The following is a 20,798-nucleotide window of genomic DNA, read 5'->3' as shown; positions in this document are numbered from 1 at the left end:
GTATCTACCCGCTAACCAAGGACTCTTATGTCGCGTCGTATTTCCCCCGTCATACCCGGCTTCGGGCTGACGCTGGGCTACACCGTGGTGTACCTCAGCCTGATCGTACTCATCCCCCTGGCGGCGATGTTTGTACATGCCGCTCAACTCACTTGGGATCAGTTCTGGAACATCATCTCCGCTCCGCGTGTGCTGGCGGCGTTGAAACTGAGCTTCGGCACGGCGCTGTATGCCGCCATCATCAACGGCGTGATCGGTACGCTGCTGGCCTGGGTGCTGGTGCGCTACACCTTTCCCGGCCGCAAGATCATCGATGCGATGATCGACCTGCCCTTCGCACTGCCCACCGCCGTTGCCGGCATCGCACTGACTGCGCTCTACACCCCCACCGGCCTGGTCGGCCAGTTCGCCGCTGACCTGGGCTTCAAAATCGCCTATACCCCGCTGGGCATCACCCTGGCGTTGACCTTCGTCACGCTGCCATTCGTAGTGCGCACGGTGCAGCCGGTGTTGGCCGATATCCCCCGGGAAATCGAAGAAGCCGCCGCGTGTCTCGGCGCCAAGCCCTTGCAGGTGTTTCGCTACATCCTCGTGCCTGCGTTGCTGCCCGCCTGGCTGACCGGCTTCGCGCTGGCCTTCGCCCGTGGCGTCGGTGAGTACGGTTCGGTGATTTTCATCGCGGGCAACATGCCGATGAAAACCGAGATCCTGCCGCTGCTGATCATGGTCAAGCTCGACCAGTACGACTACCACGGCGCCACCTCCATCGGTGTGCTGATGCTGGTGGTTTCCTTTGTTTTGCTGCTGCTGATCAACTTGCTGCAGCGGCGCATCGAACACCCATAAGGAGGCGCGGAACATGTCCCAATCGTCTATTTCCGCCGCGTCTTCGGCCAACGCCGCCCGTCGTGGCAGCGCGGTGTCGCGACGCATCCTGATCAGCCTCGGCTGGCTGGTGTTCTTCCTGTTCCTGCTGCTGCCGCTGTTTATCGTGGTGTCCCAAGGCCTGAAGAATGGCCTGGGGGCGTTCTTCACCGCGATTCTCGAGCCGGACGCGCTGTCGGCGCTGAAACTCACGGTGATCGCCGTGGTGATCTCGGTGCCGCTCAACGTGGTGTTCGGCGTCAGCGCCGCCTGGTGCGTGAGCAAATACTCGTTCCGTGGCAAGAGCATCCTGGTCACGCTGATCGACCTGCCGTTCTCGGTGTCGCCGGTGATCGCCGGCCTGGTCTACGTGCTGATGTTCGGCGCCCAGGGCTTCTTCGGCCCGTGGCTGCAAGACCACGACATCCAGATCGTATTCGCCTTGCCGGGCATTGTGCTGGCGACCATCTTCGTAACGGTGCCGTTCGTGGCCCGTGAACTGATCCCGCTGATGCAGGAGCAGGGCACCCAGGAAGAAGAGGCCGCGCGCCTGCTCGGTGCCAATGGCTGGCAGATGTTCTGGCATGTGACCGTGCCGAACATCAAGTGGGGCCTGATCTACGGCGTGGTGCTGTGTACCGCACGGGCGATGGGTGAGTTCGGCGCGGTGTCGGTGGTGTCCGGCCACATTCGTGGCGTGACCAACACCCTGCCGCTGCACGTCGAGATCCTCTACAACGAATACAACCACGTTGCCGCGTTTGCCGTCGCGAGCCTGTTGCTGATCCTGGCGCTCTTCATCCTGCTGCTCAAGCAGTGGAGCGAGAACCGTATCAACCGCCTGCGCAAAAGCGCCGGTGAGGAATAAGTCATGTCGATTGAAGTCCGTAATGTCAGCAAGAATTTCAACGCCTTCAAGGCCCTGAACAGCATCAATCTGGACATCCAGAGTGGCGAGCTGGTGGCGTTGCTGGGCCCGTCCGGCTGCGGCAAGACCACCTTGCTGCGCATCATCGCCGGCCTGGAAACCCCGGATGCCGGCAGCATCGTGTTCCACGGTGAAGACGTGTCCGGCCACGATGTACGTGATCGCAACGTCGGTTTTGTGTTCCAGCACTACGCGCTGTTTCGCCACATGACCGTGTTCGACAACGTCGCTTTCGGCCTGCGCATGAAACCGAAAAACCAGCGCCCGAACGAAAGCCAGATCGCGGTAAAAGTCCATGAGCTGCTGAACATGGTGCAGCTGGATTGGCTGTCGGATCGCTACCCGGAACAACTCTCCGGTGGCCAGCGCCAGCGTATCGCCCTGGCCCGCGCCCTGGCGGTCGAGCCTAAAGTGTTGCTGCTGGATGAGCCGTTCGGCGCCCTCGACGCCAAGGTGCGTAAAGAGCTGCGCCGCTGGCTGGCGCGTCTGCACGAAGACATCAACCTGACCTCGGTGTTCGTGACCCACGACCAGGAAGAGGCCATGGAAGTCGCCGACCGCATTGTGGTGATGAACAAGGGCGTGATCGAACAGATCGGTTCACCGGGCGAAGTCTACGAGAACCCGGCCAGCGATTTTGTGTACCACTTCCTGGGGGATTCCAACCGCCTGCATTTGGGTGAGGACCAGCACGTGCTGTTCCGCCCGCATGAAGTGTCGTTGTCGCGCCATGAACTGGAAGATCACCACGCGGCTGAAGTGCGTGATATTCGGCCGCTCGGCGCCACCACACGGGTGACGCTCAAGGTCGAAGGCCAAAGCGAGTTGATCGAGGCCGAAGTGGTCAAAGACCATGACAGCCTGACGGGCCTGGCGCGTGGCGAGACCTTGTTCTTCAAACCCAAGGTTTGGCAGAAAGCTTAAAAACACCGCATGACCCCTGTGGGAGCGGGCTTGTGTGGGAGCTGGCTTGCCTGCGATAGCATCACTGCGGTGTGACTGAGACACCGAAGTGCCTGCATCGCAGGCAAGCCAGCTCCCACATTCAGACCTTGCTCGGCTTTAGATCGCGGCGTTCTACCGGGCCGGACCGCGCCTCAATCTGCTCCTTGAGGTCATGCCGCAACCCCAGCACAAACGCCAACTCCGCCACCACAAACAGTGGCCCGACGATCAGCCCCGAGACGTCATCCACAAACGCCGGCTTCCTGCCCTCGTAATAGTGCCCGACAAACTGAATCGCCCAGCCCACCACAAACATCCCTATGCCGCTGCCCAGCCACACCGCTGTGCTCTGCGCCGCCAGCGCATGCCCGGCCCACACCGACAGGCCCATCAACACCGTCATCAGCACGCCCAGCGCCAGTTCCAGGCGCAAGTAAAACCATGCCGAAAACAGCGCGAGTAGCACTGCCGGAGATATCCACAGGCTACCGACGGCCCATTCGGGGCGCGACAACAGCACCGCCACGGCGACGACGATCAGCGGGATGCCGACAAAGTGGCTGGCGATATTGCGCGGGTCGCGGTGGTAGGCGGCGTATTGACTGAGGTGCTCGACGAGGCTTTTCATTGTTGTTCCTCCTGTAGGATGCTTGATCATGCCCTGCCAGCCTGTGACTGACTGTCAGCTGGGCGACAATCTTCGGAGTTCGCATGGACACAGAGAAATGGCGCGCGCAGCTGGCCAGCGGTCATTGGTTCAGGCACTTGCCTGCCTCTTTTCAGCATAGCCTGCTGGCCAGTGCCCGGCAGCGCCAGCTGGCGGCGGGGCAATACCTGTTCAAGCGCGGCGACCCGCCCTGTGGCCTGTATGCGGTGCTCGATGGCACGCTGCGCATCAGCGCGGTGAACGAACACGGTAAGGAAGCGCTATTGAGCCTGGTAGAGCGGCCGTATTGGTTCGGCGAAATCTGCCTGTTCGACAGCTTGCCGCGCACCCACGACGCCTGCGCCGTGGGGCCGTGCACGCTGTTGCAGGTGCCGCAGCAGGCGTTGCTGAGCATCCTTGATGAGTCCCCGCAGTACTGGCGCGACCTGGCCTTGCTGATGAGCCAGAAACTGCGCCTGAGCTTTATCAATATCGAGCACCTGAGCCTGATGCCGGCCTCGGTGCGGCTGGCGCACCGTTTACTGATGATCGTTGAAGGTTACGGCGATACCGAGCACTCAAAACGTGTGCTGCAACTGCCCCAGGAAGACCTGGCGGCGATGTTGAGCCTGTCACGCCAGACCACCAACGCCTTGCTCAAGGACCTGCAGACCCAGGGCGTCGTGCGCCTGGGCTACGGGGAAATTGAAATCCTCGATGCTCATCGCTTGCGTGAAGCGGCGCAGACCTGAGGGTGATAGCCTGCAAACCTGATCAATCGAGGTGTGTTATGCGCGTGCTGTTAGTGGAACATGAAACCGAAGAGGCACAGCGGATGGCCCGGGGTTTGAACGAGGCCGGCTACACCGTGGAGGTCGCGGCCAATGGCATGGCAGCGTTGCGCTTCGTGGAGAGTACCGAGTACGAGCTGGTGATTCTGGATGTGATGTTGCCGGGCTTGAACGCCTGGAAGTTGCAGCAGGCTATTCGGTTGAAGGGCGAGACGCCGGTGTTGTTCCTGACCACGCCGGGCGGGATTGAAGACCGGCTGCGCGGGTTGGAATTGCATGAAGATGATTATTTGCTCAAGCCCTTTGATGCCAAGGCGCTGGCGGCGCGGGCAAGAAAGTTACTGCGCCGCGATCGTGGGCGCTGATTGATCCAGGATGTGCATGGCCTGATCCACCGCCTTCGCGAGCAAGCCCGCTCCCACCTTTGACTGCATTCATACATCTAAATGTGGGAGGGGGCTTGCCCCCGAAGGCGCTGATTGATCCAGGATTTGCAGGGTCTGATCCACCGCCTTCGCGAGCAAGCTCGCTCCCACCTTTTGATTTGTTAACGCAGTCAAATGTGGGAGGGGGCTTGCCCCCGAAGAGGCCCTACCTAGCGCAACCCATCCCGAAACTGCCCCGGCGTCATCCCCGTCCAGCGCTTGAACGCCCGATTGAAACTGCTGGTATCGGCAAACCCAAGCAAGTGGCTGATCTCGGCCAATGAGCACTGCGGATCCCGCAAGTGCAGCAGCGCGAGATTCTCCCGACATTCATTGAGCAACGCGTCAAACCGGCAGCCTTCATCGGCCAGATGCCGTTGCAAGCTGCGCAAACTCAAATGCAACGCCTGGGCGATCCGTTCGGCACTCGGCTCACCCTCCGGCAATTGCGCCTCGATGGCCGCGCGCACCTTGCGCTCCCAAGTCAGCGGTTGCAGCTGGGCGAGGGTGCGTTTGAGCACGGTTTCATTGTGTTCGGCCAACTCCGGGTTGGCGTCATCCAGGTGGCTGTCGAAGTCCCGCGCGGCAAACTCCAGGCGGTCTTCCTCGGCGCCAAAGAATACCGGTGCGCGAAACACCGTGTGCCACGGCGTGGGGTCGGCCGGCTCCGGGCGCTGCAGGTACACCGCCAGCGGCGCGTACTCACGGCCCAGCCGATTTCGGCAGGTGCGCACATAGATCGCTGCAAACGCATCAATCGCTTCCAGCGCCGGTGCCGGGCTGCCGACGGGTTGCAGCAGGCGAAAGCAATAGCGCTCGCCCTCTCGACTAAGCTCCAGCGTCAGCGCATCGCTGACCACTTGGTGATAGCGCACGATCCGCTCAAACACCTCGCGCAGGCTGCCGCTGGCCACCAACGCATAACCCAGCGCATGAAAGGTGGTCGGGCTGACAAACCGCGACACCCGCAAGCCGATGGCCGGGTCGCCGCTGGCCTGCACGGCCAGTGCCCATAACCGCGTGGTGGCCGACAACGGATAGCGCGCGTTGGGGTCGTCCATCTGCTGCGGGTCGAGCCCGGCTTGCGCGCACAGGGCGGCGCTGTCGAGGTTCAGGGCGTCGAGCTGCTTGCGCAGGGCGCGGGTCCAGCTGGCGAGGGAAGTGGCTTCGGGCATGACGATTGGCGCTTGCGGTCAACAGGTTGGCGTGTGGGGCTGATGCCCTGGCGCACCGCTTGGGCCAGGATGCATCAATCAATAACCAAGAGGATGGAAGCATGGACGGTACTTCTGCAAGTCCCCAGCAGATGAACGCACAACAGCGTTCAGCGCATATCCGTGACGTGGTGCTCGCCGAAGGGGCCAGATTACGCCAGCAGCACCCCTGGCTGCGGCACCAGGACGCCCTGGGCGCGGGCATTCTGGCGTTTGCCTTGCTGGGCATGCTCGGCTCGGCGGCGCTCTACATCACCGGCCACATGGCGTGGTGGGTATGCCTGCTGCTCAATGCCTTCCTCGCCTCGCTGACCCACGAGCTGGAACACGACCTGATCCACAGCATGTACTTTCGCAAGCAACGCCTGCCCCACAACCTGATGATGGGCCTGGTATGGCTGGCGCGTCCGAGCACCATCAACCCGTGGATACGCCGGCATCTGCACCTCAATCACCACAAGGTGTCCGGCACCGAGACCGATATGGAAGAACGCGCCATCACCAATGGCGAGCCGTGGGGCCTGGCGCGGTTGCTGATGGTGGGTGACAACCTCATGTCGGCGTTCATCCGCATGCTGCGCGCCAGGACCTGGAAGCACAAATTCAACATCCTCAAGCGCTCGCTGTTGGTGTACGCACCCTTGGCGCTGCTGCATTGGGGCGCGTGGTATGTGTTTTTGGGCTTTCATGCGGCCAATGGCATTGCCAGCCTGATGGGCGCGCCGATCGCCTGGTCAGCCGGCACCTTGCAGGTGATGCAGGTGATCGACATCGCCGCCGTGGTGATCATTGGCCCCAACGTGCTGCGCACCTTCTGCCTGCACTTTGTCAGCTCCAACATGCACTACTACGGTGATGTGGAACTGGGCAACGTGATCCAGCAAACCCAGGTGCTCAACCCCTGGTGGATGTGGCCGCTGCAAGCGTTTTGCTTCAACTTCGGCAGCACCCATGGCATCCACCATTTTGTGGTGAAAGAGCCGTTTTACATCCGCCAGATGACCGCCAGGGTGGCGCACAAGGTGATGCGCGAGATGGGCGTGCGCTTCAACGATTTCGGCACCTTTGCGCGGGCCAACCGCCTGGAACCGCAGGCCCGCACACAGGTCGGGCTCAATCCGGCTGAAACGGCGACGCGCTGAGCACTACGCCGGTCTCGTCCACGTACTGCTGCCAGTGGCCGATCAGGGTCTCGAGTTTGTCCGGGTGACTCAAGGCCAGATCATGGATTTTTCCGGGGTCCTGGCCCAGGTCATACAGTTGCCACGTCGCCGGCCCTGCCGGGCCTGGGATGTACACGGCTTTCCACTGGCCCTGGCGAATCGCGCGGCGGCCGAACAGCTCCCAGCCGGTGACGGTATGTTCGTCGTGCACCTGATTGGTCTCGCCGGACAAAAAGCCCAGCCACGACTTGCCCCGCAACGGCGCCACCGGCTTGCCGCGCCAGTGCTTGCCGGGGTGGCGTACACCGGCCAGGTCCAGAATCGTCGGCGTAATATCCATCACCGTGCCGAACCCATGGCTGATCCGCCCGTTGAGCGCCAGTGGCGGGTAGTGCACCAGCGCCGGCACCCGAATGCCACCCTCGGTGGTAAACGCCTTGAACAGCCGCGAGGGCGCGGTCGCCACCTGCGCCCATGACGGCCCGTACCAGACGTACGAGTTGGCACGGCCGATGTTTTCCAGGCTGTTGTCGTAATGCTGGTTGAGATAGGTCAACAGCTGCGGCCCGAACGTGGGGAAGGCTTCCAGCAGCGCGCCCTCGGCGCCGTTATCGGACATGAACACGATGAAGGTGTTGTCCAGTTGCCCCTGGCGGCGCAGGTACTCCACCACCCGGCCGATGTTCCAGTCCATGCGCTCGACCATCGCCGCATACACTTCCATCGCGCGGGCCGAGAGCTGGCGCTGTTCATCGCTCAAGGCCGCCCATTGGGTGTTCAGCTCAATCAGCGGGTGAGGCTCGACATGGGCGTCGATCAACCCCAGCGACTTGAGCTTTTCCAGGCGTTCCAGGCGCAGCACTTCGGGGCCGGCGTCGTAGCGGCCACGGTATTTTTCGACAATGTCCGCCGGCGCCTGCAATGGCCAATGCGGCGCCGAAAACGGCAGGTAAGCGAAGAACGGCCGCGCCTGGTCGCGCTCCTTGAGGTACTGCAGCAGCTTGTCGCCAAACGCATCGGAGGAATAGAACCCCTCGGGCAGTTGCGCGACGAAGGTGTCGTCCTCGATGTACAGCGCCGGGGTGGATTTGAGCAGGCCTGGCGTGTCGTCGTCATAGGTCGGCTCGAAACCATAGTGGTTGGCCGCGCCGGGCAACAGTGAAAACGACCGCTCGAAACCCCGCGCATGCGGCGCCAGTTCGGCGGTGAGGCCCAGGTGCCATTTGCCGCTCATCAAGGTCTGGTAACCGGCCTCGCGCAGCAGCTCCGGCAGCGCCACGACGTTGTCGTTGAGGTAGCCCTCGTAACCCGGTTTGCCGATCAGCTCCGGCGTGAGCGCCTCGGCCATGGTGCCGATGCCGGCGATGTGATGGTCGGTGCCGGTCAGCAGCATCGAGCGCGTGGGAGAGCAGGTCGGCGCGGTGTGGAAGTCGGTCAGGCGCAAACCCTTGAGCGCCAGGGCATCCAGGTGCGGCGTAGAGATTTCCCCGCCGAACGCGCCGAGGTCGGAAAAGCCCATGTCATCGGCCAGGATCACGAGAAAATTGGGACGTTGCGGCATCACGGCACTCCTCTTCAGCAGGCAATAAAGGCCAGCGGCAGGTCGCGAATCTGTTCGCGCACGGGCGGCTGATAGTGGTCATCGCTGATCAGTTCATGCAGCAGTTCTTCGCGCAGCTGGTGGAATTCGAAGCTGCTGCGCTGGCGCGGATGGGGCAGGGCGATATCGACGATTTGCTTGATCCGCCCAGGCCTAGGCTCCATCACCACCACGCGGTCGGCGAGGAAAATCGCCTCTTCCACGTCGTGGGTCACCAACACCGTGGTGATCCTGGCGCGCGCGCGGATCGCCAACAGCTCGTCCTGCATTTGTTGGCGGGTCAGTGCGTCCAGGGCGCCGAACGGCTCGTCCAGCAGCAGGATGCGTGGGCTGGCGACAAGGCCACGGGCGATCGCCACCCGTTGCGCCATGCCGCCGGACAGCTGATGGGGATAGGCGCGGGTGAAGTCGCTCAGGCCCACCAGCTCGATAAAGTCGCTGATGCGGCGGTTGCGCTCGGCTTCGCTCAGCGGCTCGTTGACCAGACCCAGGCCGATGTTTTGCGCCACGGTCAGCCAGGGGAACAGGCGGTGCTCCTGGAACACAATGCCGCGCTCGCCGCCGATGCCGTCTACGGCCTTACCGTCGACCTGGATGTCGCCGCGAAACTGCGTATCGAGCCCCACCAACAGGCGCAGCAGGGTGGATTTGCCGCAGCCGCTGGAGCCGACAATTGCGACGAATTCGCCCTCGGCAATCTCCAGGTTGAATTCACGAATGGCTTCCAACGCGAAGCCGTCGACGTCGAAGGACTTGCCCACATGGTTGAAGCGGACGATAGGTGCGTTCATGCGTGTCTCCAGCGGGTGGCGCGGGTTTCGATGCGTTGGCCGATAACATTGAGCGTGGCGCCGGTAAGGCCGACCAGCAGCATGCCGCCCATGATCACGTCCATGCGCAGCAGTTGCTGGGCGCCGATCATCAGGCTGCCGATGCCGCCATTGGACGGCATGAAATATTCCGCGCCGATGGTGCCGAGCCAGGCGTAGATCAGGCTCAGGCGCAGGCCGGCGAAAATCCCCGCCGCCGCGCCTGGCAACACCAGACGGCGCAGGCGTTGCAACAGGCTCAGGCGCAACACTTGCGCGGCCTCGCGCAGTTGCGGCGACAGGTTGAGCACGCTGCGTTGGGTGGCGATAAACAGCGGGAAAAACGCGGCGAGTGCGATAAACACCGACTTGGCCAACTCGCCCAGGCCGAACCACGCGGTGAGCAACGGCACCCAGGCAAAAATGGCGATCTGGCGCAGTGCGGCCAAGGTCGGGCCGAGTACGCGCTCACTGCGTCGCGACAGCCCCAGCCACAGGCCCATTGCAAAGCCCAGGCCGCCGCCCAGCAGCAGGCCGCCCAGTGTGCGGCCCAGGCTTTTGACCAGGGCGCCGGACAAGCTGCCATCCAGCACGCCGGCGCCAGTGGTTTGCAGCACCGCCCATGGGCTGACCAGAATATTGGCGTCCACCCAGCCCTGCTGCGTCGCCGCCTGCCACGACGCTAACAACAGCAGCGGCAGTAACCACGGTTGCAGACGCTGCCAGCCGTGATAGCGCGGCCCGCGACGAATCTGTGCGGTGGCCGGGTGCGGCCAGTGCACCCATTTGCGATCCAGCCAGCCGATGCCGCGGTCCATCACCACGCCCAGCACGCCGATGACCACGATGCACACGAACACGATGTCGAGCATGAACAACTGGCGCGCCCAGACCATCAGGTAGCCGATGCCTTCACTGGACGCCAGCAACTCCACCGCCAGCAACGACGTCCAGCCGGCCGCCAAGGCCAGGCGTACCCCGGCCATGAATGCCGGCAGCGCGGCGGGCAGGATCAGGCGGCGGATCAACAGGTGCGGGGGCAGGCGCAGCACGCGGGCGGCTTCACGCAGGTTGGGCTGGGCATCACGCACGCCGACCAGGGTATGCAGGGTGACGGGCACGACGATTGCCTTGACCAGCACCACCAGTTTCAGCGTTTCGCCGATGCCGAAAAACACCATGAACAGCGGAATCCACGCCAGGGTCGGCACTTGCGACAGCGCGCTGAAGGTTGGAAAAATCAGGCGCTCCGCGCGGGCGCTGAACCCCAACAGCGCGCCCAAAAGGGCGCCTGCGCCGACACCGGCCAGCAGCCCCCCGAACAAACGCTGCACGCTGATCGCCAGTTGGCTCCACAACTCGCCGCCGGCCAGTTCCACGGCGCTGCTCCAGACCAGCGAGGGCGGCGGCAGAATCTGCTCGCTCATCCAGTGATTGCGGCTGGCCAGCCACCACAGCGCAAACAGTCCCAGCGGCAGCAGCCAAGGTATCAGGCGTTCGCTCAGCTTCGGCCAGCGCGGCGCGGCGTGTTTACCGGGGGCCGCCAGAGGTAGGCTCAGAAGTGAAATTCGGGCCATGGAGGACCTCCGTTGTCGACGTGGGCATTATGTGATTTCGATCTTAGAAAAATACAATCAAGATGATTGTGGGATAAGAAAAATCATTTAAAGCCTCTGTCCGACACGCATCCAATGCATTCGAAGAATATTTTCGATGCTGTTTATGCATATCCCTCTGGAGCCTGCGTTTTAGCTCGCATAGTCCAAAAAGCTATTAAATTGTGAATTTATAGTATTTAAAGTTTTGATCGGCCTGTGCCTACTTTCTGCTCCCCAGGCGACCGTCGCCCACCAGGAGCTGCGCTTATGAAACTGCCCTTCAAACGTCTGATCAGCCTGTTCGCCGGCACCGCCCTGGCCGGCTTGGTGCACGCTGCCGATCTCACGGAAATTCGCATCGCCGTGCCCGACCTCAGTGCGGGCAGCCAGCACAGCGGCGGTGGGGTGACCGATGTACTGCAAAGCCAGCAGATCTTCGAAAAGGCCTTTGCCGACCAAGGCATCAAGATTCAATGGAATTACTTCAAGGGCGCAGGCCCGGTGATCAATGAGGCCTTTGCCAACGGCCAGGTGGACCTGGCTTACCTGGGCGACCTGGCGGCGATCATCGGTCGCTCCAATGGCCTGGACACGCGCTTGCTCAGCGCCTCGGCGCGCGGCGTCAAGCATTACCTCGCCGTGGTGCCAGGCTCCGGCATCAAGACCTTGCAAGACCTCAAGGGCAAGCGCGTCGCGGTGTTCCGCGGCACGGCCAGCCAGTTGTCATTCGACACCGCGCTGGCCAGCCAGGGTTTGAGTGAGAAGGATCTGAAAGTCATCAACCTGGACTTCAGCGCCGCCATTGCCGCCTTGGCCGCCAAGCAGATTGACGCCACCTGGGGCGGTTCAGGCCTCACGGCGCTGCAAGCCAAGGGCCTGGCCGAAATACCGCTGACCACCAAGGACATCGGTGGCGCCGGCAGCGTGCAGGCGGTGCTGGTGGGCAGTGCCAAGTTTGTGGATCAGCACCCGCAAGCCGTGGCCACGTTGCTCAAGGCCCAGCAGCAGGCGGTGCAGTGGTTGACCGATGACAACAACAAGCAGGCTTACATCGACCTGGTGTCGGGGCTGGCCAGTTACCCGCCGGTGATCCTGACCAACGATCTGAAAGACCAGAAACTCAGCGAGATTTTCCCCTCGACCCTGGACCCGGTGTTCCTCGGCAAATTGCAGGACGCGGTGGACTTGGCGTCCAAAGAGCGGCTGATCCGCAAGTCGTTTCAGGTGAGTGATTGGGTGGCGCCGAACCTGGCGGCGGCGGGGCTCTGAGGCTGGTGGTGGCTGGGCTATCGCTATCGCGGGCAAGCCCGCTCCCACAGGGGATCGCATTCCAACTGTGGGAGCGGGCTTGCCCGCGATGAGGCCTTCAAACCGCCACACTCACCTCCTGCCTGTCCACCGCCACCAACGTCTCAATCATCGCCTTGGCCGCCGGCGACAACCGCGACCCGGTGCGGCTGACAATCCCGCAACGCGCGCTCATGGTCTCCAGGTTTTGCGGCAGGTTGCGCCAGTGCAGCAGCACCAGCGAGCCCTGGGCGATGTCTTCGGCAAACGCCTCTTCAGTGCCCACGCCAATCGCATCGGACTGCAGTACGATCTTCACCAGCGCCGGGAAATGCTCGGTCTGAATGCTCGGTGAAAAGTCCATGCGCCCACTCAGGTTCGCCAGCAGTTTGCGAATGCCCTGGGAGATCAACGGTGAGGCCAGCGGGTAGTCGAACATGTCGTTGGTCGACAAGCTGTCCTTGGCCAATAGCGGGTGCCCCGGTCGGCAAAAAAACACCCCGCGCTTGGGCGTCAGTGCGCGGGTCTGGAAGTTCGGGTCGGCTTCGAACTGGCGAATGTCGGCGATAAAAAATTCGATCTCTTCACGGCTCAAGGCGCGGCTGAGTTTCTCCGAGTTGTCCACCTGGAAACTGGTGCGGATTTTCGGGTGCGCACCGATAAACCGTGCCACCGCATCCGGCACCAGTTTCACGGCCGGCGCCGGGCCGGTGCCAAAGCGCAGGTCACCGGCATCGAGTTTGGTCATGCGCGTCACTTCACTGCTCAGCAGGGCGGCGCCATGCACCAGGCTCAAGGCGTGTTGCAGCACCACCTGGCCCTCGGGCGTGGGGCGCAAATCCTTGTTGCCGCGATCGACCAGCACACAGCCGAACTCTTGCTCCAGCCCTTGAATGCTGCGGCTGAAGGCGGGTTGGGTGATACCCATGGCGTCCGCTGCGCGCACGAAACTGCGGTGTTCGTTGAGGGCGATGAAGTAGCGCAGTTGGCGAAGATCCATATGCTTTCCCGGCATTTGAAAAATAGGTCGAAGGCATTTGCGACCCAGGGAGCTGAGGTTTTAAATGCAAGCTCTTATTCCGTCAACGAAGCATTGATTCATTTGCTAGATCTAAAATGCATATCAATAGAGCGTTGCCGGAAAGCATCCCCACCATCAGCAGGCACATGAGGGTCTTCACCATGAGCAACGCCGCATTAGCCGTTCAACCCGTCGCCCAGGCGCTGGACATCCACCCGGTTGCTGGTCGCATCGGCGCCGAGATCCGTGGCATCAAACTGTCCGGTGACCTGGATGCCGCCACCGTCGACGCCATCCAGCAAGCGCTGGTGCAGTACAAAGTGATCTTCTTTCGCGAGCAGACCCACCTTGATGACCAGAGCCAGGAAGCCTTCGCTCACCTGCTCGGTGAGCCGATAGCCCACCCGACCGTGCCGGTGCGCGACGGCACGCGGTTCCTGCTGGAACTGGACGGCACGCGCGGCCAGCGCGCCAACTCCTGGCACACCGACGTGACCTTCGTCGACGCCTACCCGAAAGCCTCGATCCTGCGTTCGGTGCTGGCGCCAAAATCCGGTGGCGATACGGTATGGGCCAACACCGCCAGTGCCTACAACGACCTCAGCGTCGAGCTGCGCGCCCTGGCCGACAACCTGTGGGCGATACACAGCAACGAATACGATTATGCCGGGCGCAAGCCGGACGTATCGGTGGAAAAGCTTGAGGAGTACCGCAAAATTTTCACCTCTACGGTGTACGAAACCGAACATCCAGTGGTGCGTGTGCATCCGGTCAGCGGCGAGAAAACTTTGCTGTTGGGGCACTTCGTCAAGCGCCTCAAAGGCTATTCCCAGGCGGACTCGACGCAGCTGTTCAACCTGCTGCAAAGCCACGTCACCCGCCTTGAAAACACCGTGCGCTGGCGCTGGAATGCCGGCGACGTAGCGATCTGGGACAACCGCGCCACCCAGCATTACGCGGTGGATGACTACGGCACCCAGGAACGCATCGTGCGCCGGGTGACGCTCAAGGGCGACGTGCCGGTGGGTGTGCAAGGGCAATCCAGCAAAACCACCAAAGGTCTCTAAGCGAACCCAGTTCCAAATGTCGGAGCAGGTCTGTGTGGGAGCTGGCTTGCCTGCGATAGCATCGCCGGGGTGTGTCTGATACACCCAGGTGCCGGCATCGCAGGCAAGCCAGCTCCCACATGGGTTTTTGGTGTTTACCAGACGCCTATCTGCACGACCTTCTCTGCCTCTGGCTCACCATACCGAAAGCGTTGGCCACGCAGCGCGATCTCTGCATGGCTGATAGTGGTGCGCCGTTTCAACCCGCGCAGCCACTCAAACAAATACCCCAGGTGCGTCTCGCGCACCGCCGCATAGGCCGGGTCGGCGCCCAGGTCGTGCAACTCCTGTGGATCATTTTCCAGATCAAACAGCTGTGGGCGAAAGCCGTCATACGCGAGGTACTTCCAGCGCTCGCTGCGCACCATGGTCATGCGGCAGCGGTCGATGGGCTGCTCCAGACGCTCGCGGGCCGGGGCCTGGAACGCATAGTCGTATTCGGCGATCGCGTAGTTGCGCCAAGTGATGTCCTTGCCGTGCAACAGCGGGATCAGCGAGCGGCCCTCCAGGCGGTGGTCAGCCGCTGGCAGTCCCAGGGCGTCGAGGAAGGTTGGCAGGGCGTCGATGGTTTCCACCAGGCGTGCGTCCACTGAACCACGGCTGATGTCGGCGCCGGCGCGCGGGTCGCGCACGATCAGCGGAACACCCACCGCAGGCTCCAGCAGAAATTCTTTTTCACCGAGGAAGTGATCGCCGAGGAAGTCGCCGTGGTCGCTGGTGAACACGATCAGCGTGTCGTCCCAACGGCCGTTGCTTTGCAGAAAATCGAACAGCCGCCCGAGTTGGTCGTCGACCTGTTTGATCAGGCCCATGTAGGTCGGAATCACCGTCAGCCGCACCTCATCACGGGAGAAATTCAGGCTCTCCTGGTGCTGGCGGAAGGCGTGGTAAACCGGGTGATCGCTCGTGTGTTCAGGTTGAATGGGCGCCTGGGTATGCTCGGCGCCATACAGCGCGTGGTACGGCGCCGCGGCGATATAGGGCCAGTGCGGCTTGATGTAGGACAGGTGCAGGCACCACGGCTGCTCGCAGTGTTCGGCGATAAAGTCGATGGCGCGGTCGGTGGTGTAGACGGTTTCCGAATGCTCCTGCGCCACGCGCGCAGGCTTGCCTGAGTGACGCATGTGCCAGCCGCTGAGGATTTCACCGTTTTCACCGGCGGCGGCATTGGCCCATTCATGCCACGGGTTGCGGCCGTCGTAGCCCTGTTCACGCAGGTAATGGGTGTAAGGCGCGGACTCGCGTTTGTCGTCGAACAGCGGGCTGTCGGGGTAAATGCCGTCGTGGCGCATGTACGCGTCAAACCCGACCTCATTCAGCGGCTCGGCCTGCGCGCTGTCGGGGTCGATCTTCAGGCGCTGCAGGGCGTCCAGATTCGGCGTGGCGTGGGTCTTGCCGACCAGTGCGGTGCGGATGCCATGGGGGCGCAGGTAATCGCCAATGGTCAGCTCTTCGAGCGGCAGCGGCACCGCGTTCCACGCCACCTGATGGCTGCTGACATAGCGCCCGGTGTAGGCCGACATCCGCGACGGCCCGCAAATGGTGCCCTGGGTGTAGGCCCGGCTGAAGCGCACGCCGGCAGCGGCGAGGCGGTCGATATTCGGTGTGTGCAAATGCGCATGGCCGTAGCACGACAGGTAATCGCGGCGCAGTTGGTCGCACATGATGTACAGCACATTGCGCACGGGTTTTGGTTGAGACATGGGGCTTCACCGAACAGAACAAAGGTGACGGTTTTCGCTGTTCGGGTGGTGGGCTGGCAAGTGCATTTGAGGACTGGGTTTTATGCAGGGAATGCATGGGTGCTACTCAAACAGCGACATTCTCCAATGCACACACATCCTCATCCAACTCATCAATCTGCTTGATCTGCTCAATCATCGCCTCCGCCAGCGGCGACAACCGATACCCCGCGCGGCTGACAATGCCATAGCGGGTGTAACGCTCCTCCAGGTCTTCCGCCAGCCCATCAATCGTCAAACACACCAGTTCACCCCGCGCCATGTGCAGCACATCGCTGTTGGCACTGACGATGCCAATGGCGTCCGAACGCAGCACCACGCCCATCAGGCTGTAGCCGTTTTCGCATTCCACATTGGGCAGGTAATCCGGCCGGCCGCTGAGGTCGACAATGACCTTGCGCAGGTTCGGCGGGCGGATGGTCACGGCCAGTGGGTAGCTCATCAGCTCGGCGGCGCTCACGCTGCTGCGCGTGGCCAACGGGTGCCCGACGCGGCAGCAGAAATACCAGCGCCGCGCGCGCAGGCGGTGGGTGTGATAGTCCGGGTTGGCCTCGAAATGGCGGGTGTCGGCGACGAAAAATTCGAACTCTTCGCTGAGCAGGCGCTTGCTCAGGCTTTGCCAGTCATCCACCTGGAACTGCACACGTGCCTTGGGGTAACGCCCGATAAAACTGCCGATGGCGCGCGGGATCAACCCGGCCGCCGGTGCCGGGCCGCAGCCGAAGCGCAATTCACCGGCCTCAAGGCCATTGAACTGGCTGATCTCGTTGGCCAGTTGCTGCGCGCCGCTGACCAGCCGACGCGCATGTTCGAGCAGCACCTGGCCTTGCTTGGTGGGCGCCAGGTCCTTGCGGCCACGGTCCACGAGTTGGCACCCGGCGCTGTGTTCCAGCGCCTGGATGCTGCGGCTGAACGCCGACTGCGAGAGGTTCACGGCCAACGCCGCCGCGACAAAACTGCGCTGTTCAGCGAGGGCGATGAAGTGGCGAAGTTGGCGCAGATCGATATGCATTTTTCACATCAAAAATATCCGGGAAATGCATTGGCTATGCATTAGGTCGACTCCTTATAAAGGCTATCTCTTATGCAGTAAATGTTCGTAAAAACATAAATAAATAACCTAATGGAATATTCGATAAGGGATATTTCCAAGGTCCGGAGCCGCTTATGAGTCTGTTGAAGTCCTTGCCGATGGCCATGTTACTGGCCGGCAGCACCAGTTGGTCGCCGACCCAGGCCGCCGAAACACCCGCGCCGGCAAGCAAGGGCGAAAACGCCAGCGGCCAGCTTGAGACGGTCACGGTGACGGCGCGGCGGCGCACCGAAAGTGCCCAGGAAGTGCCCACGCCCATGAGCGTGATTGGTGGCCAGGCGCTGGAGAGTCAGCGGGTCTATCGCATTCAGGATTTGCAGCAACTGGTGCCCAGCGTCAACGTCGCCTACATGCATGCGCGCCAGTCCAGCGTGTCGATTCGCGGCTTGGGCAACAACCCGGCCAGCGACGGCCTGGAAGGCAGCGTAGGGCTGTACATCGATAACGTGTACCTGGGCCGGCCGGGCATGGCGGTGTTTGATTTGATGGACATCGAACAGCTGGAAGTGTTGCGCGGCCCGCAAGGCACGCTGTTCGGAAAAAACACCACCGCCGGCGTGATCAATATCAGCACCCGCGCGCCTAGTTTTACCCCGGAGCGCAGCATCGAAACTTCGCTGGGCGAGGACGGTTATTTCCAGACCAAGGGCACCATTTCGGGCCCGCTCACCGATGACCTGGCCGGGCGTTTTTCGGCCTATCGCACGCGCAGCGACGGCGACATCAAGAACGAATACAACGGCCACGACCTCAATGGCGGCTCACGCCAGGGCTTTCGCGGGCAGTTGCTGTACAAGCCCAGCGAGACGTTCAACCTGCGCTGGATCGGCGACTACAACGAGGAAGATTCCAGCGCCGGCACGCGCGTGCTGTACAGCACCGGGCCGACCATCAATGGCACCAACCTGTATCAATCGCGGGCAACGGCGGCGGGAGCGACACTGGTGGATGGCACCCACCGCAAGGTCAATCTGGACAACGACCAGCACGTTACCGTGTTCCAGGGCGGCACGTCTGTGGAGGCCAACTGGACCCTGCCCAGCGACTTCACCCTGACCTCGGTCAGCTCGTATCGCTGGTGGAATTTCACCCCGCGTAACGACGACGGGCTCAACGTGCCGGCGGCGTATAACGCCGGGGTGTCGGTGGAAGATAAACAATGGTCCCAGGAATTCCGCCTGGCCTCGCCTACCGGCGGGTTCTTCGACTACGTGTTGGGCGCCTATTACTTCGGCAATTCGCTGGATAACAAATCCTTCGCCTATTACGGGCCCAAGGCGGATATCTGGAACGGCACGCCAACCGGCGCGTTGAACAATGTGAGCAGCGTCGGCAACGGGCATATCCGCACCGACAGTTTTGCCCTGTTCGCCCAAGGCACCTGGCACCTCACCGAGCGCCTGGATTTCACGGCCGGCCTGCGCGGCACCTATGAAGAGAAAAGCGCCTGGGTCACGCGCAATGCGCCAGTGGGTGGCGCGGCAGTGACCGGCGCGGCAGCCACGGCGCGGCGCGGGCGTGCCGGGGTGTACGACTCGGGCGACCTCAGCCAGTACAGCGCAACGCCGTCGGGGCTGCTGAACCTCAGCTATCACTTCAATGAGAACCTGCTGGGCTACGCGACCTTGTCTCATGGCGAGAAATCCGGTGGGGTCAACCTGGCCGTGGGCTCCGCGCCGACCGCCGGGGCCGACTCACTGTTGATCGGCACCGAGCGCGCCAACAACGCCGAGCTGGGCTTCAAGAGCACGCTGTGGGACCGCCGCCTGCAGCTCAATGCCAACCTGTTCTGGACCCAGGTCAACGGCTACCAGACCAACGCCTACGACCAGGACAACCGCGTGCAGTACCTGACCAACGCCGGCTCCGTGCGCTCGCGCGGGGTTGAAGTGGAAAGCACGCTGGTGCCGCTCAAGGGCCTGACGCTGAACCTCAACGGTTCGTTCAACGATGTGAGTTACCTGTCTTACAAGGATGCGCCGTGCCCACCGGAAGTCAGCCTGCGTCCGGGCGCGCCGGCGTCCTGCGACCTGACCGGCCACCAGGTGGTCGGCGCATCCAAGTGGATCGCCAACGCCAACGGTGAGTACAAGTGGAACCTGGATAACGGCTTCGAACCTTACGTAACTGCCAGCTACGCGTTCCGCTCCAAAGCGGTGGGCACCGTGGAGGATTCCGACTACGGGCAGATCCCCGCCTACGCCGTGGTCAACCTCTCCACCGGCCTGCGCGGCAACTATCAGCAAGGGCAGTGGGACGTGTCGTTGTGGCTGAAAAACGCCTTCGACAAAACCTACTACACCACCCTGTGGACCGGCGGCAACGGCGGCTACGAAGGCCTGCTGGGCACACCGCGCACGTTAGGCGTGACCGGGCGCTATGACTTCTGATGTGCTGCGATAGGTGGCCGGGCTGAACACCCGTGTCACCAGCAGCATCGCCACCGCGGTCACCGTCAGCACCACCCAGGCGCTGACAAAGCCGCCGGTGAGTTGGCGCAGCCAGCCGGTGAGCCACGGTGAAATTGCGTTGATCAGAAAGCCCACGCCTTGCACGAAGGCGGCCAGTTGCCCAGCTTGGCGTGGGTCCCGGTGATGGTCGAGGGTCAGCAGCAGGCTCAGGGCGAAACACGCGCCCAGGCCGAAGCCGCACAGCGCCACCCACAGGTGCGGATAGTCCAGCGGCGCGATGATCAGGCCCAGATAGCCGATGGTTTGCGCCAACAGGCTGATGCCCAGCAACGGACGACGGTCGACACCGCGTTGCGCCAGCACCGGCATCAACAGCGCGGCGATCACCTGGAAGATGGTCATGAAGGCCAGCAACGAACCGCTCGGCAATACGCCCCAGCCCAGTTGCTGATAGTACGCAGGCAGCCACGCCACCAGGCTCATGTAGCCGCAGTTCACCAAACCGAAATACAGCGCCAGCAGCCACGCGCGACGATTGCGCAGGCCTTTGAATGCGGGCGCCATGTGAGGATTGCGCGGCGCACCCAACGGCAACCAGGCCCACAACAACAACGCCCCCAGCGCCGGCAGCAGCCACACGCCCAACCCCGCCTGCCATTGCTGGAAATGCGTGGCCACCACCGGGCTGAGCAGTGCGGCCAGCCCGCCGCCGGCCATCAACGACGCTGAATACACACCCATCGCCACCGGCACACGGTGATGGAATTCGCGCTTGATCATCGCCGGCACCAACGCCTGGATCAGCGCCACACCGGCGCCGCCGAGCAAGGCCGTGACCAGCAACGCCGACGCCTGGCCCATCAACCAGCGCGCCAGGCACGCCAGCAGAATCATCATCAAGCCCAGGGCAATACCGCGCCGCTCGCCCAGTCGCGCCTCTACGCGCACGCCGACCAGCGCCACCAGGCCCATGCACACCACGGGCAGGCTGGTAAGCAGGGCACTGCTCTGGAAACTCAGGCCTGTGGCCTGGCGAATCTCGCCGAGCAACGGGCTGATGGAACTGAGGATCGGCCGTAGGTTCAGGCCAAGCACGACCAGCAGGCCCCAACCGGCTAGTCTGCTCATGAATGAAGGGTTGAGCGGCATGCAGGA

The 20,798-nt window shown here is 62.6% G+C and carries 18 protein-coding genes; 9 read left to right on the top strand and 9 right to left on the bottom strand.

What is annotated here, in order from left to right; translation table 11 throughout:
- Positions 1-27: 27 nt before the first annotated feature.
- The 3 genes from cysT to L8K08_RS28100 are packed head-to-tail and all read left to right on the top strand — an operon-like array spanning position 28 to position 2,716.
- Entirely contained in the window at positions 28-846 is an 819-nt protein-coding gene (gene cysT / locus L8K08_RS28110) for a sulfate ABC transporter permease subunit CysT (RefSeq protein WP_003218141.1), read from the top strand.
- Positions 847-859: 13 nt separating this feature from the next.
- The gene (cysW, locus tag L8K08_RS28105) at positions 860-1,732 is read left to right on the top strand and encodes a sulfate ABC transporter permease subunit CysW (protein WP_003218139.1); all 873 of its coding nucleotides are present in this window, start codon (positions 860-862) and stop codon (positions 1,730-1,732) included.
- 3 nt (positions 1,733-1,735) lie between these two features.
- Positions 1,736-2,716 carry a sulfate ABC transporter ATP-binding protein gene (locus tag L8K08_RS28100; RefSeq protein ID WP_145159703.1) on the top strand — a complete coding sequence of 327 codons (981 nt, stop codon included), beginning with the start codon at positions 1,736-1,738 and terminating at the stop codon, positions 2,714-2,716.
- A gap of 121 nt (positions 2,717-2,837) precedes the next feature.
- On the opposite strand, the gene L8K08_RS28095 is transcribed toward L8K08_RS28100, so the two are convergent.
- Entirely contained in the window at positions 2,838-3,365 is a 528-nt protein-coding gene (locus tag L8K08_RS28095; protein ID WP_145159705.1) for an Mpo1-like protein, read from the bottom strand.
- Between the two features lie 83 nt (positions 3,366-3,448).
- Here L8K08_RS28095 and L8K08_RS28090 point away from each other — a divergent pair, with 83 nt between their 5' ends.
- The gene (locus tag L8K08_RS28090) at positions 3,449-4,135 is read left to right on the top strand and encodes a Crp/Fnr family transcriptional regulator (protein WP_242201451.1); all 687 of its coding nucleotides are present in this window, start codon (positions 3,449-3,451) and stop codon (positions 4,133-4,135) included.
- Positions 4,136-4,173: 38 nt separating this feature from the next.
- Positions 4,174-4,539, top strand: a complete 366-nt coding sequence (locus L8K08_RS28085; RefSeq protein WP_119738264.1) for a response regulator — start codon at positions 4,174-4,176, stop codon at positions 4,537-4,539.
- 230 nt (positions 4,540-4,769) lie between these two features.
- Here L8K08_RS28085 and L8K08_RS28080 read toward each other — a convergent pair whose 3' ends face one another.
- A complete protein-coding gene (locus L8K08_RS28080; RefSeq protein ID WP_242201449.1) occupies positions 4,770-5,774 on the bottom strand; it encodes an AraC family transcriptional regulator in 1,005 nt (334 codons plus the stop codon).
- Between the two features lie 101 nt (positions 5,775-5,875).
- Between L8K08_RS28080 and L8K08_RS28075 the strand changes: the two genes are divergently transcribed.
- The gene (locus tag L8K08_RS28075) at positions 5,876-6,955 is read left to right on the top strand and encodes a fatty acid desaturase (RefSeq protein ID WP_242201448.1); all 1,080 of its coding nucleotides are present in this window, start codon (positions 5,876-5,878) and stop codon (positions 6,953-6,955) included.
- Here L8K08_RS28075 and L8K08_RS28070 read toward each other — a convergent pair.
- The 3 genes from L8K08_RS28070 to L8K08_RS28060 are packed head-to-tail and all read right to left on the bottom strand — an operon-like array spanning position 6,927 to position 10,962.
- Complete coding sequence (locus L8K08_RS28070; protein ID WP_242201437.1) at positions 6,927-8,537, bottom strand: arylsulfatase; 1,611 nt, start codon at positions 8,535-8,537, stop codon at positions 6,927-6,929. The two genes, L8K08_RS28075 and L8K08_RS28070, sit on opposite strands and share 29 nt — an antisense overlap.
- Before the next feature lie 14 nt (positions 8,538-8,551).
- Positions 8,552-9,367 carry an ABC transporter ATP-binding protein gene (locus tag L8K08_RS28065; protein ID WP_242201435.1) on the bottom strand — a complete coding sequence of 272 codons (816 nt, stop codon included), beginning with the start codon at positions 9,365-9,367 and terminating at the stop codon, positions 8,552-8,554.
- Positions 9,364-10,962: an ABC transporter permease subunit gene (locus L8K08_RS28060; protein ID WP_242201434.1), complete on the bottom strand. Its 1,599-nt coding sequence runs from the start codon at positions 10,960-10,962 to the stop codon at positions 9,364-9,366. Before L8K08_RS28060 ends, L8K08_RS28065 begins: the two co-directional genes overlap by 4 nt.
- 288 nt (positions 10,963-11,250) lie before the next feature.
- Between L8K08_RS28060 and L8K08_RS28055 the strand changes: the two genes are divergently transcribed.
- Complete coding sequence (locus L8K08_RS28055) at positions 11,251-12,252, top strand: ABC transporter substrate-binding protein (RefSeq protein WP_145159720.1); 1,002 nt, start codon at positions 11,251-11,253, stop codon at positions 12,250-12,252.
- Positions 12,253-12,349: 97 nt separating this feature from the next.
- Here the strand turns inward: L8K08_RS28055 and L8K08_RS28050 are convergent, their stop codons facing one another.
- Positions 12,350-13,270 (bottom strand): LysR family transcriptional regulator, encoded by a 921-nt coding sequence (locus tag L8K08_RS28050; protein WP_242201433.1) that lies wholly within the window; start codon positions 13,268-13,270, stop codon positions 12,350-12,352.
- A 182-nt stretch (positions 13,271-13,452) separates the two neighbouring features.
- Between L8K08_RS28050 and L8K08_RS28045 the strand changes: the two genes are divergently transcribed.
- Complete coding sequence (locus L8K08_RS28045; RefSeq protein ID WP_242201432.1) at positions 13,453-14,358, top strand: TauD/TfdA family dioxygenase; 906 nt, start codon at positions 13,453-13,455, stop codon at positions 14,356-14,358.
- A 134-nt stretch (positions 14,359-14,492) separates the two neighbouring features.
- Here L8K08_RS28045 and L8K08_RS28040 read toward each other — a convergent pair whose 3' ends face one another.
- Both L8K08_RS28040 and L8K08_RS28035 read right to left on the bottom strand, forming a co-directional pair.
- Complete coding sequence (locus L8K08_RS28040) at positions 14,493-16,100, bottom strand: alkaline phosphatase family protein (RefSeq protein ID WP_242201431.1); 1,608 nt, start codon at positions 16,098-16,100, stop codon at positions 14,493-14,495.
- Between the two features lie 106 nt (positions 16,101-16,206).
- Positions 16,207-17,151 carry a LysR family transcriptional regulator gene (locus L8K08_RS28035; RefSeq protein WP_145159728.1) on the bottom strand — a complete coding sequence of 315 codons (945 nt, stop codon included), beginning with the start codon at positions 17,149-17,151 and terminating at the stop codon, positions 16,207-16,209.
- A gap of 155 nt (positions 17,152-17,306) precedes the next feature.
- Here L8K08_RS28035 and L8K08_RS28030 point away from each other — a divergent pair, with 155 nt between their 5' ends.
- Entirely contained in the window at positions 17,307-19,622 is a 2,316-nt protein-coding gene (locus L8K08_RS28030; RefSeq protein WP_145159730.1) for a TonB-dependent receptor, read from the top strand.
- Here the strand turns inward: L8K08_RS28030 and L8K08_RS28025 are convergent.
- Positions 19,593-20,792: a CynX/NimT family MFS transporter gene (locus L8K08_RS28025; protein ID WP_242201430.1), complete on the bottom strand. Its 1,200-nt coding sequence runs from the start codon at positions 20,790-20,792 to the stop codon at positions 19,593-19,595. The genes L8K08_RS28030 and L8K08_RS28025 overlap by 30 nt on opposite strands.
- Positions 20,793-20,798: the final 6 nt, after the last annotated feature.

This window comes from Pseudomonas sp. TREG-RG-20F-10-E-6-01 (assembly GCF_022662455.1).
In the GTDB taxonomy this organism is placed as follows: domain Bacteria; phylum Pseudomonadota; class Gammaproteobacteria; order Pseudomonadales; family Pseudomonadaceae; genus Aquipseudomonas.
The sequence above is the reverse complement of the archived record's forward strand: the minus strand, read 5'-3'. Positions and strand labels throughout refer to the sequence as shown.